Source organism: Streptomyces sp. ID05-39B, assembly GCF_033794725.1.
GTDB lineage: Bacteria > Actinomycetota > Actinomycetes > Streptomycetales > Streptomycetaceae > Streptomyces > Streptomyces bobili.
Window position 1 is genome coordinate 1 of record NZ_JARGEF010000208.1, and the last position, 14,670, is coordinate 14,670.

A 14,670-nucleotide genomic window follows, 5' to 3' on the forward strand; every position below is an offset into this window, starting at 1 on the left:
GCGTCAGCCCTTGACCGCGCCTGTCAGCATCCCCTTCTTGAAGTGTTTCTGGACGAACGGGGACAGGACCGCCACCGGCAGCAGAGCCATCACCATGACCGCCATCTGCACGGCCAGCGCCGACAGTTGGCCCGTCTTGATGGCCTGCCCCATGCCGACCGGCGCCTCCTGCTTCTGCACCAGCTGGATCATGACGTTCTGGAGCGGCATCATGTCCTGGTCGTTGAGGTACAGCGAGGCGTTGAACCATGCGCTCCAGTACCCGACGGCGTAGAACAGCGTGATCACCGCCAGCACCGCACGCGACAGCGGCATCACGATCTGCCAGAGGATGCGGAAGTCTCCCGCCCCGTCGATCCGCGCGCTGTCGATGAGTTCCTGCGAGATCCCCATGAAGAAGCCTCGCAGGACGAGGATGTTGAAGACGCTGATCGCGCTCGGGAGGATCAGCGCGAGGTAGGTGTCGGTCAGACCGAGGGACTGCACCAGCAGGTAGGTGGGGATCAGGCCCGCGCTGAAGAACATCGTCGCGAGCAGGGTCATCAGGATCCAGCGGTGGGCGAGCGATCCCGAGCGGGACAGGCCGTAGGCGCACAGCACGGACACCGTCATGGAGAACGCCGTACCGACGACGGTGATCAGGACGCTGATGACCGCGGCCCGGGTGACCTGGCCGCCGCTGAGGAGTTCCCGGTAGGCGATGAAGTTGATCTCCTTGGGGATCATCACCAGGCCGCCGGCCTGGTCGATGGTCTTCCGCGAGGAGAGACTGGTGACGAGGACGATCCACAGCGGGAACACGATCGCGAGGCAGGCGAAGCCGAGGGCGATGCCCTTGCCGGCGAGGCCGGCCCTGCTGGGCTCCTCCTCCCAGGAGGGCCGCGGCGGGGCGGCCCAACGGCCCGGTGTGCGCACGCTGTTGTCGGCCACGGGCCGTTCGGTCACGGTGCTCACTTCTTGTACACCCCCTGCTCGCCCATGAGATGGGCCACCTTGTTCGCGATGAGCACGAGGCCGAGGCTGATCACGCCCTTGATCAGGCCGGCGGCGGCCGCGTAGCCGAAGTCCTGGTTGCGGACGCCGTTCCACCACACGAAGGTGTCGAGGACCTCCGACGCCCCTGGTCCCACCGCGTCGCGTTGCAACAGGATCTGTTCGAACCCGACGGTGAGGGCGTCACCGACGCGGAGCACCAGCAGCAGGGCGATGACCGGCCGCAGGGCGGGGAGGGTGACGTGCCACATGCGGCGCCACCGGTTGGCGCCGTCCATCGCGGCGGCCTCGTACAGGTCCGGGTTCACCGAGGCGAGGGCGGCGAGGAAGACGATGATGCCCCAGCCGGCGTCCTTCCAGACGCTCTGCGCGGTGACGAGGTACTTGAAGGTCTCCGGGTCGGTCATGATGTCGATGCCGTCGTACCCGTGCTGGCGCAGCAGTTGCGAGAGGATTCCCGCGCCGCCGAAGAGCTGCTGGAACACGGCGATGACCAGGACCCAGGAGAAGAAGTGCGGCAGGTAGAGGATCGCCTGCGACACCGCCCGCACCCGGGGTCTGACCACGCTGTTGATGAGCAGTGCGAGGGCGATCGGGATCGGGAAGTACAGCACGAGCTGGAGGAAGAACAGCACCAGTGTGTTCTGGACCGCCTCCCAGAACGCCGAGTCCTCGAAGAGGCGCTGGAAGTTCTCCAGGCCCACCCAGGGGCTGTGCAGGATGGACACGACCCCGTTGTCGCTGATGTAGGGGTCGTAGTCCTGGAAGGCGACCACGTTGCCGAGGATCGGCAGGTAGTTGAAGAGCAGGATCAGGGCGACCGCGGGCAGCGTCATCAGCAGCAGGACGCGGTCGCGCCGGAACCTGGTCCGCAGGCTCAGCCTGCCCGAGGGCCGTCTCCCCCCAGAACCGGTGGCTCCGCCGGACTCCGCCGGGGTCTTGTCCGTCTTCTCGGCCTCGGGCCTGCTCCGAGGCACCGTGCTGTGGGACACGGCCGTTCTCCTCGCCTCGCCGCCGGTCAGCCCGCCGCCGTGCCGTTCTCGTCGAGCAGCTTCTGGTACCAGTCGCGGAGCTGGTCGCCGCCCTTCTTCTTCCAGTCCGAGACGGCCGCCTGCATGTCGCTGATCTTCTTGCGGCCGCGGACGATGTCGTCCTCCAGCTGCTCGAAGTCGTTGGACAGGTTGGTCCAGCGGCTGGGCTCGGTGATCTGCATGCCGTAGAAGGCCGACTTCTTGGTGAAGGCGCCCATCCGCTGCTGCCACTCGACCTGGCCCTTGGCGATGTCCGGGAGGTCGGGGTGGGCGATGGTCGCCGCCGGGCTCGCGATCATCACGAACGCGTTGGAGACCTCCTGGTTGCCCTTGTCGTTCTTGGTGGGCACCCCGTCCTTGACCGTGTAGTGCGTGCCCTCCACCCCGTAGTTGGTGAGCATGTACTCCTTGGTGCCGTACGGAGCGGCGGTGGCGTTGGCCACGGCCAGCACGTCGCGGATGACCGCCTCGGAGGCCTTCTTGTTGACGAAGGCGAAGATGTTGGCCGGCTGGGTGGCGTAGATGACCGGGTCGGCGCCACCGTGGCGGAAGACGTCCATGCCCCAGATCTGGAAGTCGGGGTTCTGGGTGACCTGCGAGGCCTGCTGCCCGTACCAGCTGGAGATGTCGTTGTTGTAGATGAGGAACTCGCCGGCCGCGAACTTGGTGCTCGGGTCGATGGCCTGGCTTTTGCCCAGCTTGAAGTCGGGGTGCACGTATCCGGCTTCGAACAGCTTGCGCGACCACTCCAGCGCTTCGAGGTACGCGTCCAGCTCGATGCGGTAGACCAGCTTGCCGTCCTGGACGATCCAGCCGAGCGGCTTCTCCTGGCCGGACGGCACGCCGAAGCTGCTGAACGCGGTCCACTTCATGTCGCCGCAGGCCCACACCTTGGCCTTGGCGTTGGTGATCTCCTTGGCCAGCGCCACGAACTCGTCGGTGGTCTTCGGGACCGCGTAGCCCTCCTTGTCGAAGATGTCCTTGCGGTAGAAGGGCACGATGTTCGACACGTACGAGGCCGGCATCGGCAGGGCGCGCAGCTTGCCGCCGAAGATCGACCGCTGCCAGGCGTCGGTCGGGATCGCCGCGAGGTTCGGGTAGTCCTTGACCGCGTCGCCGGAGAGGTACGGGCCCAGGTCGGCGAACTTGCTGAGGATGGCGCTGGGTATCTTGCCGCCCATGTTCCAGCCGGGGACGACCACGACATCGGGCACGTTGCTGGAGGCGAGCACGGCGCCGAGCTTCTGGTCGTAGGTGTTGCCGTCCTGGTTCTGCCAGACGACGTCCACGCCGGTGAGGGCGTTCATCGCCGTGTAGTAGGGGTTGTCGCCCTTCGGCGGCGACCCCCAGAACGGGGACATCACGGTGACCTTGCCGCCCTTGCCGAGCTTCTTCGGTACCGAGGTCTTCAGGCCCGCCAGGTCGAGCTTGCTGTAGAAGCCGACGGCGGAGCCGTTCTTGGAGGGGATGTCGGGCGTCACCACGTTGTTGGCGACGTAGGCCGGCAGGATCTTCTTGGCGTCCTTGCCCGAGGTGGTGCCGTCGCGCGAGCCGCTCTCCGAACCGCCGCAGGCGGCGAGCAACGGCATCCCTCCCGCCACCGCTGCGGTGGCGACCGCCGTGGAGGCGAGGAAGCTTCTCCGGCTGGGCCCGGAGGAAGCGGAAGCGGCGTTCGGCGTCATTGCGTCAACCCTTCATGGCGCACCAGGACACCCGGCGGTGGCCGTCGGCTGCGGTGTCTTCAGTGGAACTGGCTGAGCCGAAGCGTCTCCGGTCCCTGATCGTCGGAGGTCTGCCTGCCTGTCGGCGGCGGCTCCGCACTGACGAAGAATCGTCGAAGCGCTTCGATGTTGCTGTGAGGTTAAGTGAAGGCATGGGGGTGCACAAGGGTCGTTCCCAACATTCCTCGGAGGTGTCCGGGTTGGTCCACGCTCATGCCCGACTTGAAATGTCGCCCAAGAGTCCCAGTTGTTGCCGTGGGGTCCCTTGACACCCACCCTGGGGTCGAATGAGCATCGAAGCGCTTCGAAAGCGTCTCCCCGCTCCATCGCAAAGGGAACCCCACGTGACCGCATCCACGCCGCCCGCCCCGCCGTTCCGCGATCCGCACCTGCCGTTCGCGAAGCGCATCGACGATCTGCTGTCGCGACTGACCCTCCAGGAGAAGATCTCCTTCCTGCACCAGTTCGCGCCCGCCGTGGAACGGCTCGGCGTCGAAGCCTTCCGCACCGGCCAGGAGGCGCTGCACGGAGTTGCCTGGATGGGCGCCGCGACGGTGTTCCCGCAGGCCGTGGGGCTGGGCGCGACCTGGAACCCCGAGCTGGTGCGGCGGGTCGGTGAGGCGGTGTCCAAGGAGGTCCGCGCGATGCGCGCCCACGACGAGCGGATCGGCCTCAACGTCTGGGCGCCCACGGTCAACCTGCTGCGCCACCCGCTGTGGGGCCGCAACGAGGAGGGCTACTCGGAGGATCCGAGGCTGACCTCCGCCATCGCCATCGCCTACACGGGAGGGCTGCGCGGCCCCCACCCGACCTACTGGCGTACGGCCCCGGTCCTCAAGCACTGGCTGGCCCACAACAACGAGACGGGCCGTGACGTCACCTCGTCCTCGGTCCGCCCCCGCGTGCTGCACGAGTACGACCTGCGTGCCTTCCGCGACACCGTCGAGGCGGGCGCGGTGGCCGGGGTGATGCCTGCGTACAACCTGGTCAACGGGCGGCCCAACCACCTCTCCCCCTATCTGCGCGAGCAGTTGCGGGCCTGGACCGAGGAGGACCTGCTGGTCTGCTCGGACGCGGGCGCGCCCTCCAACCTGGTCGACTCCGAGCACTACTTCGACACCCACGAGGAGGCGACGGCGGCCTCGCTGACCGCCGGTGTGGACAGCTTCACCGACCACGGCACGGACAGCTCGAAGATCGTCGCGAGGCTCACGGGCGCGTACGAACAGGGGCTGCTGGCCGAGGCCGACATCGACGCGGCGGTCCGCCGGCAGCTCTCGGTGCGGTTCCGGCTGGGCGAGTTCGACCCGCACTACGACCCGTACGCGGGCACCGGCGAGTTCGACACCCCGGCCCACCGGGCGCTCGCGCGGGAGGCCGCCGAGCAGGCGGTGGTGCTGCTGCGCAACGACGGTGTGCTGCCGCTGGCCGCGGACGCCCGGATCGCGGTGGTCGGCCTGCTCGCCGACGAGTGCAAGCTCGACTGGTACAGCGGCACCCTGATCCACCGCTCCACCCCGCTGGAGGGGCTGTACGAGCGGTTCGGCGCGGAGCGCGTGGAGTTCGCGGAGGGCGTGGACCGGGTCCTGCTCAGGACCGCCGCCGGCACGTTCCTCAGCGTCCCGCCCGCTCCCGAGGCCACCGACGAGGCGCGCGGCGCCGAGGGCGCCCTGGACCCGGCGCTGCTCGCGGGCCGCACCGACCTCCCGCCCCTCACCGCGGACCCCGTCGGCACCGAGTTCGCGCTCGTCGACTGGGGCGAGGGCGTGCTCACCCTGCGCGCTCCCGACGGCCGCTACCTCTCGGTCGCCGAGGACGGCTTTCTGCGCGCGTCCGCGGACCAGCCGGGCGGCTGGGTCGTGCAGGAGACGTTCCGGCTCGAACCTCACGGCGACGGTCACCTCCTGCGGCATCTCGGCACGGATCGCCATGTCTGTGTCGCCGCCGACGGCGTGAAGGTTGCCGCCGAGAACTCGGCGACGGAGCCGGAGGTGTTCCACCTGGTCGTCACCGAGCGCGGTGAGGAGGCGGTGACGCGGGCGGCTGCCGCGGCGGACGTGGTCGTGGTCGTGGCGGGCAACGACCCGCACATCAACGGCCGCGAGACCGAGGACCGTGCGACCCTGCGGCTGCCCGGACAGCAGGAGCGGCTGCTGAAGGCCGCCCGTACCGCGAACCCGCGCACGGTGCTGGCGCTGGTGTCGGCGTACCCGTACGCGATCGAGGCGGGACGGTTGTCCGCGGTGCTGTGGACGGCGCACGGCGGGCAGGCCGCGGGCACCGCCCTGGCCCGGGTCCTGGCCGGTGACGTCTCGCCCGCGGGCCGGCTCCCGCAGACCTGGTACGCCGACGACGCGGACCTGCCCGACCTGCTCGACTACGACGTGATCGGCGCCCGTCAGACGTACCTGTACTTCGAGGGCACTGCCCTGTTCCCGTTCGGGCACGGCCTGTCGTACGCCTCGTTCGCGTACGCCGATCTGGCGGTGCAGGTCGGGGAGGCCTCGGTGGGGGTCTCCTTCACGGTGACCAACACCGGGGAGGTGACCGCCGACGAGGTCGCCCAGCTCTACTCCCGGGCGGTGGACCCGTCGGTCCCCCGTCCCCGGCGCGAGCTGCTGGCCCACCACCGGGTCACGCTGGCCCCCGGCGCGCGGACGGCCCTGTCCTTCGAGGTCCCGCTGTCCGCCTTCGCGTTCTGGGACGTCGCGCGCGGCGACTGGCGGCGCGAGCCGGGGCCGTACGACCTGCTGGTGGGCGCGTCCAGCGAGGATGTCCGGCTGCGCACGACGGTGACCCTGGACGGTGAGCGGGCCGCCCCTCGTGCCGTCTCGCGCGACGGACTGGCCGCCGTCGGCTTCGACGAGCAGAGCGGCACGGAGATCGTGGACCGGACGAAGGTGTCAGGTGACGCGGTGACGCCCGCGGCGGACGGCACGGCCGAACTGCTCTACCGCGCCTGCGACTTCGGCGCCGGAGTGAGCGCCGTGAGCGTGGAGGTGGCCGGCGCGGGCACGGTCGAGGTCTCCCTGGCCGACGGCCCGCCCCTGGCGACGCTCACCCTCAGCGCCCCGACGGCGGGCCCGTACGCCTACACCACGCTCGACGCCCCCTTCACCGCCGAGGGCGTTCATGATCTGCGACTCAGGCTGCGCGGCCCGCTGCGGCTCGCGCTCGTCGGCTTCTCCGGCTGAGGGTCCGGAAGCGGTCGACGCGAGGAAGGGGTCCGGCACCGGAAGGCATCGGTGCCGGACCCCTTCCGGGACGACGAGCTCGCGTCTCGGGCGAGATTACCTGAAAACGGTTCCCATTAGCTAGAGCGTCCGGGGGCGGCTCTCGGGTTCTGGCTCAGAGTGCGAGACCGGTGAGGACCAGCACGCGCTCGTAGGTGTAGTCGTCCATCGCGAACTTCACGCCCTCGCGGCCCACACCCGACTGCTTCGCGCCGCCGTACGGCATCTGGTCGGCGCGGTAGGAGGGCACGTCGCCGATGATCACGCCGCCGACCTCCAGCGCCCGGTGGGCGCGGAAGGCGGTCTGGAGGTCATGGGTGAACACGCCTGCCTGGAGGCCGTACTTGGAGTCGTTGACGGCGGCGAAGGCCTCGGCCTCGCCGTCCACCTTGCGCACGGTGAGGACCGGCCCGAAGACCTCCTCGCAGGAAATGGTGGCGCTCGCCGGTACGTCGGTGAGGACGGTCGGCGCGTAGGAGGCACCGTCACGCTTGCCTCCGGCGAGGAGCGTGGCACCCGCGGAGACCGCCTCGTCGACCCACGACTCGACGCGCCGCGCCGCGTCCTCGCTGACCAGCGGGCCGACCTCGGTCCGGTCGTCGGACGGGTCGCCGGTGACCTGGGCCTCGACGGCGGCGACGATGCGCGGCAGCAGCCGGTCGTACACGGAGGCGTCGGCGATGACCCGCTGCACCGAGATGCAGGACTGGCCGCCCTGGTAGTTGGAGAAGGTGGCGATGCGGGTCGCGGCCCAGTCGAGGTCCGCGTCGCTCGCGAAGTCGCCGAGGACGACGGCCGCGCCGTTGCCGCCCAGCTCCAGGGTGCAGTGCTTGCGCGGCACCGAGTCCATGATCGCGTAGCCGACCTTCTCGGAGCCGGTGAAGGAGATCACCGGCAGCCGCTCGTCCTGGACGAGGGCGGGCATACGGTCGTTGGAGACCGGCAGGATGCTCCACGAGCCCGCGGGCAGCTCGGTCTCGGCGAGCAGTTCGCCGATGACCAGCCCGGAGAGCGGGGTGGCCGGGGCCGGCTTCAGGATGATCGGCGCGCCGGCCGCGATCGCCGGGGCGACCTTGTGGGCGCACAGGTTCAGCGGGAAGTTGAACGGCGCGATTCCGAGCACGACGCCCTTCGGGAAGCGCCGGGTCAGGGCCAGGCGGCCCTGACCGCCGGCGTCGGTGTCGAGCCGCTGGGCCTCGCCGCCGTTGAACCGGCGGGCCTCCTCCGCGGCGAACCGGAACACGGACACGGCCCGGCCGACCTCGCCCCGTGCCCACTTGACCGGCTTGCCGTTCTCGGCGGAGATCAGCTGGGCGATCTCCTCGGTGCGCTCGACGAGCCGCTTGCTGACGTGATCGAGGGCAGCGGCACGGACGTGCGCCGGGGTGGCGGCGAACTCGTCCCGCACGGCGTACGCGGCGGCCACGGCCTCCTCGACCTGCGCGTCGCTCGGCACGCCGGCCCTGCCGACGAGACGGCCGTCCCACGGGGAGGTGACGTCGAAGCTGTCCTCGCCGGTGACCTGGCGGCCGGCGAGCCAGAAGGCGTGGGTGGCCCCCACATTCTTTTCCTGGGGCATAGGAGTCCCGGCCCTTCCGCGTAGTGGGTGTGCTGACTGGCTTTTCCCGCTCCACGGTAGGGGCGCGGCGGCAAAGGGGCGCTTGTCCGAGACGTAGTGGTGGGGACGGGGGGCACGCCGCTTTGGCGCAGTCGGACACAGGGTGGTGGCGTACGCCGGCCGGCGCGGCGCGGCCTCCTACCGCGCGACCCTGCGCAGGAACAGCCACAGCGCCCCCAGCAGCAGCGCTCCCAGGCACCAGCTCGCCGCCACGTCGAGCGGCCAGTGGTAGCCCCGCCGTACGAGGCCGAAGGAGACGGCCGCGATCAGGGTGGCGGCCGTGGCGACCGCCGCCCGGCGCGCGAGCCGCGAGACCAGCCAGGGCAGCAGGACCAGCACCGCCGCGCCGTAGGCCACGGCCGCCGTCGCGGTGTGGCCGGACGGGTAGTAGCCGGTCGCCGGCGGCACAGCGGGCGTTCCCGGCCGGTCCGTCCACTCCTTCAGGGGTACGACGATCAGCGGCACCAGCGCCATCAGCGCGAGCCCGGCGACGGACGGCAGCCACCACCGCGGCACCCCCGCCGACCGTGCCCGCAGCGCCGCGTACCCGGCGACCAGCACCAGCACGGGAACCGCGACGTACACACTGCCCAGCTCGGCCGGCAGCTCGGCGCCCCGGCCGGGCCGGACCAGCACCCGGCTCACCCGCTCGTCCAGATCCAGGAGGGGCCCCTGGGCGACGACCTGCCAGGTGAACAGGACGAGGAGGAGAGCGGGAAGGCCGAGCAGGAGCGGGCCCCGGGCGGGGCGTCCGGGGGCCCGTGGCGCCGGGGCGGCACTCTCGGCCTCCGGGTGGGAGCGGGTCGACATGGACCCCAGCTTGTCAGGAACGGCTGTGCTCCAGGATCACGGCGGCCAGGGGGCGTGCACCGCGGGCGGCAGGGCGTGTCCCAGTCCGGGGATCTCCACGAGGCGGGCGCCCCGGATCACCTGGGCGAGGTGCTGCGGGTGCGGCGGCGGGAGGACCGGCTCGGCCGGCGCCGAGATCACCAGCGTGGGCACCTCGTTGCGGGCGAGCCGGCGGGTACGGTCCATGCCGCAGGCGTCGGCCCGGCCGCGCGGATGCCGGGCGGCGTCGACGTGGCGGTGCATGGGACCTTGTACGGGACGGGTGGCGTGCGGCGGCTCGGAGAGGCCGGGGCTCAAGACGAGACGTATCGAATAGCGACCGCACGAAAAAAGAAGACCCCGGGCGTGAACCGGGGTCCGCAGTCAGTGGTCTGCGTATGAGCCTGCGCGGGAGAAGGAGGTCGGCCACCCCGGAACAGGGGGGGTGGTTCCGAGGTGGCCGTCCGGATCGGAATGTCGCCGCCCCGGGGGGTTTGGGGCGGGCGACCGTCCGATCGGTGAGGAGATCCGAAGCCGAGGGCTCCGATTGTGTGCGCGAGGCACGACCAGGACGAAGCTGGGGAGGCCCCGGCCTGGGTTTCACCCACAGTCCCCTGTGAGCGGGGTGTATCTCTCATCTGGGAAGAACCTACGGCAGTGACTCCCGGGACGACAGACGGATCCGCCTCCCGCCATCCACCCCGCACACCTTCTTCACACGCTCTGCCCGGCCCGGAACTCCGTGGCTCCCGGACCGGACGCGCAGCTGTACTCAGACGCGGGCGAGAGCCTGCTCGATGATGTCGAGACCCTCGCCCAGCAGGTCGTCGCCGATGACCAGCGGCGGCAGGAAGCGCAGCACGTTCCCGTAGGTGCCACAGGTCAGGATCAGCAGGCCCTCCTGGTGGCAGGCCTTGGCGAGCGCGGCGGTCGCCTCGGGGTTCGGTTCCTTGGTCGCGCGGTCCTTGACCAGCTCGATGGCGATCATCGCGCCACGGCCGCGCACGTCACCGATGATGTCGAACTTGTCCTGCATGGCGGTCAGCCGGGCCTTCATCGTGGCCTCGATCGCCTTCGCCTTCGCGTTGAGGTCCAGCTCCTTCATCGTCTCGATGGAACCGAGCGCGCCGGCGCAGGCGACCGGGTTGCCGCCGTAGGTGCCTCCCAGGCCGCCCGCGTGCGCGGCGTCCATGATCTCGGCGCGGCCGGTGACGGCGGCCAGCGGCAGGCCGCCCGCGATGCCCTTGGCGGTGGTGATGAGGTCCGGCACGATGCCCTCGTCCTCGCAGGCGAACCACTGGCCGGTGCGGCAGAAGCCGGACTGGATCTCGTCCGCGACGAAGACGATGCCGTTGTCGGCGGCGAACTTGCTGATCGCGGGCAGGAAGCCCTTCGCCGGCTCGATGAAGCCGCCCTCGCCGAGCACCGGCTCGATGATGATCGCGGCCACGTTGTCGGCGCCGACCTGCTTGGAGATCTGGTCGATGGCCTGCGCGGCGGCCTCCGGGCCGGCGTTCTCGGCCCCGGTCGGCCAGCGGTAGCCGTAGGCCACCGGCACCCGGTAGACCTCGGGGGCGAACGGGCCGAAGCCGTTCTTGTACGGCATGTTCTTGGACGTCAGCGCCATCGTCAGGTTCGTGCGGCCGTGGTAGCCGTGGTCGAAGACGACGACCGCCTGGCGCTTCGTGTAGGCGCGGGCGATCTTGACGGCGTTCTCGACGGCCTCGGCACCGCTGTTGAACAGCGCGGACTTCTTGGCGTGGTCACCCGGGGTCAGCTCGGCGAGCGCCTCGGCGACCTCCACGTAACCCTCGTAGGGCGTGACCATGAAACAGGTGTGGGTGAAGTCGGCGAGCTGCGCGGCGGCCCGGCGTACGACGGCCTCGGCGGAGGCGCCGACGCTGGTCACCGCGATGCCGGAGCCGAAGTCGATCAGCCGGTTGCCGTCGACGTCCTCGATGATGCCGCCGCCCGCGCGCGCGGTGAACACCGGCAGCACGGAGCCCACGCCCTGCGCGACCGCGGCGACGCGGCGGGCCTGAAGCTCCTGCGACTTCGGGCCGGGGATGGCGGTGACGACGCGGCGCTCCTGCGGAATGGCGGTCATGGGGGCTCCCTGATGATCTTGCGTACCGGGGGTACCGGCGTACCGGACGTACATACCGGGGTGCGTTCTACGGACGCACAGGTTCCTTTCTCGCAGGCTAGGGCGGGGAACGGGGTGCGGGCATGCTCCATGTGGGCGTTGTCGGTGGCGCCGGTTGTCCGTCGTGGACATAGCCGCTCGGGGGGTCCGCCGCCGGGCCCCGGCCGTGTAAGCGGTGAACTCCCCTTGCGGGGGCGTTAGATTGACTCGGCCATGGTGGACGCAGCGGCTGGTCAGGGGGCACGGGCGATGGACAGCGACGGGACGCAGGACGCGCGGGGTACGCATGCGGATCCTGTGCCGCGACCGGCGGTGCCGCCGGAGCGCCCCGCGACGGCGCCCCCCGGTGTGCCGGCGCCGCCCGCGGTGCCGCCCCGGCCGGGCGGGGCACCGCCGCCGCCGGCCGGCAAGCCGTCCGTGCCGCACGCCGGCGGACCGGTCGCCCCCGCCTCCTCCGCGGTGGCCGCCTGGCTGAACGAACCCCGTGCCACCACCGCCGAGCCGGGCATCTGGCGGTTCGGGTACCGGCTGCCGAAGGCCGCGCGGACGACCGAGCGGCTCGCGCCCGTCACCGTCCTCGGCCTGTTCATCCCGTTCGTGGTGGCGCTGGTGCTGTGGTCGCTGTGGCGCCGGGGCGGCCTGCCGTACCAGTTCGCGCCGCTGCGGCTGTTCACGCCGGACGACTGGTGGTGGGGCGGCACGATCGCCTCCCCGAAGAACATGGAGGGCGCCGAGGCCCGCGTGGTCTACGACGGCGTCTTCTTCGCCCTCCTCGTGCTCGCCATGGGCCGGCTGGGCGCCTGGCCCGACGCCGTACGCCACTTCGTCGGCCGCCGGCCGCAGCCCGCGCGGGCGCTGCTCGGGCTGCTGGGCGCCCTGGTCGCGCTGAGTTTCGTGTTCCCGACCGCCTTCCCGGGGGTGGGTTGGGACGCCCTGCCCGTCGTCGACCCGCTGTTCTCCCTCGTCGCCCTGATCGCCGGCGGCTACGAACTGTTCGCCGACCGGCTGTTCACCAACTCGCTGTACACCGTGATCACCCTGCTCGTGGTGTGGCCGTTCGCGCTGGTCGGCGGCTGGTGGCCGTACGTGAGGGAGCGGCTCGCCGCCCGGCGAGCGGCGGCGGAGCCCGGTACGCCGACCCCCGTGGAACGGCCGCGCGCCGAGTGGCCCGAGCTGCGCGACGCCGGGCAGCACGAGGCCGCCGACGTGCTGACCGCCGAGATCACCGCCGGGCGGATGAACGACGTGGACTGCGCGCGTGTCGCGCACGCGTGGGCAGCCGGCCGACCGGACTTCCGGGAGACCGTGCTGCGCCAGGCCGGGGCCTCCTGGACCCACCCCTCCGGCTCCCGCGACCTGCCCCGGCGCACGGGGCGCCACGACCTGCTCGCCCACCAGGTCCGTATCGGACGGTGGGTGGCCGGCGAGCGTGCCCCCGCCGCCTATCACGACGCGGGCGCCGCGCTCGGCCCGGACGTGCTGGGCACCTCGCTGCTCGCGGTCGGGCCCTCCGGCTCGGGCAAGACGCGCACGCTGGTGGAGCCGGTCACCGAGGCGCTGGCCCTCCAGGCGCTCACCGGAGCGTGCGCGCTCGTCGCGGTCTCCTCCGCCGGGAGCCCGCTCGGCTCCGACTCCGCCTTCGACGTGATCGTCCGGATCGGCGACCCCTCGTCGGTGCACGACCTCGATCCGTACGCCGGGTGCGACGACCCCGACGAGGCCGCCGCCGTCCTCGCCGAGGCTCTGGTGGGCGACCTGGACACGGTGAACGCGCAGAGCGCGGCGACCGCCCTCGCACAGCTCCTCGGCCCCTACCGGGCCGTGCACGGCCGCTTCCCGCCGCTGCCGGTCCTGCGCGAGCTGCTGGAGGGCGAGCCGACGGCACTGTCCGCGCTGCGCGAGGCGGTGGCCGGCGACGAGGTCATGCGCCGTGAGCTGGACGCGCGTGTCCGGCAGGCCGGTGCGCCCGGCGACCCGGGCCGCGCCCTCGCCGACCGCCTGGCGCTGCTGAACCGGCCGGCCTTCGCCGACTTCTTCGGCGGAAACGGCGGTAACGGCGGTAACAGCGGAAACGGCGGGCGGCCGGACAGCGGCGCGCACCGGGCGTTCTCCCTTCGTTCCGTCGCCCACCACCCGCTGCGGGTGCGGGTCGACCTGCCCGAGCGCGGCCACGAGGAGGCGGGCCGGCTGATCACCCGGCTCGTCCTCGCCCAGTTCCACACGGTCGTACGGGACGCGGGGCGCTCCCACTTCGCCGCCCTGGTCCTGGACGACGCGACGGGCGCGGTCACCGCCGGGTCGGTGCGCCGTATCCAGCGGCTGCGCTCGCAGAACGCGGGCGTGCTGCTGTCGCTGCGCACGGTCGCCGACGTCCCGGAGGCCCTGCACGGTCCGCTGTACGGGGCCGTCGGCTGCCGGATGGCGTTCTCCGGGATCACCACCTGGGACGGCAGCCGGTTCGCTCAGACCTGGGGCACCGAGTGGGTGGAGACGACGGAGGTCGCCAAGCACACCGTCTTCGCCGACCAGCCCATGACCCGCGCGCTGCACGCCCTGCGCAAGCTGGTCACCGGCCGGGCCGTCACCACGGACGCGGTGACGGTGCGCGAGGTGGAGCGGGAGCGGTGGTCCGCGTCCCAGCTGGCGCACGAGGTGCCGCCGGGGCACGCGGTGCTGTCCCTGGCCACCGTCGAGGGTGAGCACGCGCCGCCGCTGCTGGTGGATCTGCGCGGCTGAAGCGGGGCGCGGGCGACCCCTACGGTGAGGCAGAATCGGCACAGGCCCTTCATACGAAGCGGCTAAAAGATCATCGCACTGATCGCCCGTGCGTCCGCCTCTGCCCTGCCCTCCGGATCCGCCTCAGACCCGCCTCAGACCTGAAGGTCCCATGCCCCCCACGCTCGCCTCGCTCGTCCACCACTCCGCGCTGAAGCTGGCCGTGCGGGCGGGCGGGGACCGTCTGGACGTGCCGGTGCGCTGGGCGCACGTCAGCGAACTCGCCGACCCCGTGCCGTACATGGAGGGCGGGGAGCTGCTGCTGATCACCGCGCTGAAGCTGGACGCGGAGGACCCCGGGGCGATGCGGCGCTATGTGAGGCGG

At 71.5% G+C, this 14,670-nt stretch carries 9 protein-coding genes and 1 pseudogene; 3 read left to right on the forward strand and 7 right to left on the reverse strand.

All coding sequences use genetic code 11. From position 1 onward, the window contains the following. Window positions 1–3: 3 nt before the first annotated feature. Genes P1P75_RS31775 through P1P75_RS31785 form a run of 3 tightly spaced genes read right to left on the reverse strand, consistent with a single transcriptional unit; the run spans window position 4 to window position 3,706 of the window. The gene (locus P1P75_RS31775; RefSeq protein WP_319262101.1) at window positions 4–945 is read right to left on the reverse strand and encodes a carbohydrate ABC transporter permease; all 942 of its coding nucleotides are present in this window, start codon (window positions 943–945) and stop codon (window positions 4–6) included. A gap of 5 nt (window positions 946–950) precedes the next feature. Continuing rightward, window positions 951–1,985 carry an ABC transporter permease subunit gene (locus P1P75_RS31780; RefSeq protein ID WP_319262104.1) on the reverse strand — a complete coding sequence of 345 codons (1,035 nt, stop codon included), beginning with the start codon at window positions 1,983–1,985 and terminating at the stop codon, window positions 951–953. 26 nt (window positions 1,986–2,011) lie between these two features. Then, entirely contained in the window at window positions 2,012–3,706 is a 1,695-nt protein-coding gene (locus P1P75_RS31785; protein WP_319262107.1) for an extracellular solute-binding protein, read from the reverse strand. A 383-nt stretch (window positions 3,707–4,089) separates the two neighbouring features. Between P1P75_RS31785 and P1P75_RS31790 the strand changes: the two genes are divergently transcribed. Then, window positions 4,090–6,939 carry a glycoside hydrolase family 3 C-terminal domain-containing protein gene (locus P1P75_RS31790; RefSeq protein WP_319262110.1) on the forward strand — a complete coding sequence of 950 codons (2,850 nt, stop codon included), beginning with the start codon at window positions 4,090–4,092 and terminating at the stop codon, window positions 6,937–6,939. A 154-nt stretch (window positions 6,940–7,093) separates the two neighbouring features. Here P1P75_RS31790 and P1P75_RS31795 read toward each other — a convergent pair whose 3' ends face one another. The 4 genes and pseudogenes from P1P75_RS31795 to gabT all read right to left on the reverse strand — a co-directional run bounded on the left by P1P75_RS31795 (window position 7,094) and on the right by gabT (window position 11,531). Next, window positions 7,094–8,539, reverse strand: coding sequence for an aldehyde dehydrogenase family protein (locus P1P75_RS31795; protein ID WP_319262113.1), 1,446 nt, complete (start codon window positions 8,537–8,539; stop codon window positions 7,094–7,096). 195 nt (window positions 8,540–8,734) lie between these two features. After that, window positions 8,735–9,406, reverse strand: a complete 672-nt coding sequence (locus tag P1P75_RS31800) for a phosphatase PAP2 family protein (RefSeq protein ID WP_319262116.1) — start codon at window positions 9,404–9,406, stop codon at window positions 8,735–8,737. A gap of 36 nt (window positions 9,407–9,442) precedes the next feature. Continuing rightward, window positions 9,443–9,649, reverse strand: a pseudogene (locus P1P75_RS31805) (alpha/beta fold hydrolase); the annotation flags it as partial. Between the two features lie 547 nt (window positions 9,650–10,196). Further along, window positions 10,197–11,531: a 4-aminobutyrate--2-oxoglutarate transaminase gene (gene gabT, locus P1P75_RS31810; RefSeq protein WP_086772028.1), complete on the reverse strand. Its 1,335-nt coding sequence runs from the start codon at window positions 11,529–11,531 to the stop codon at window positions 10,197–10,199. Window positions 11,532–11,819: 288 nt separating this feature from the next. Between gabT and P1P75_RS31815 the strand changes: the two genes are divergently transcribed. Both P1P75_RS31815 and P1P75_RS31820 read left to right on the forward strand, forming a co-directional pair. Continuing rightward, window positions 11,820–14,306, forward strand: coding sequence for an ATP/GTP-binding protein (locus P1P75_RS31815; RefSeq protein WP_319262118.1), 2,487 nt, complete (start codon window positions 11,820–11,822; stop codon window positions 14,304–14,306). A 151-nt stretch (window positions 14,307–14,457) separates the two neighbouring features. Then, the coding region (locus P1P75_RS31820; protein ID WP_319262120.1) for a PucR family transcriptional regulator ligand-binding domain-containing protein at window positions 14,458–14,670 on the forward strand (213 nt) is incomplete at its 3' end.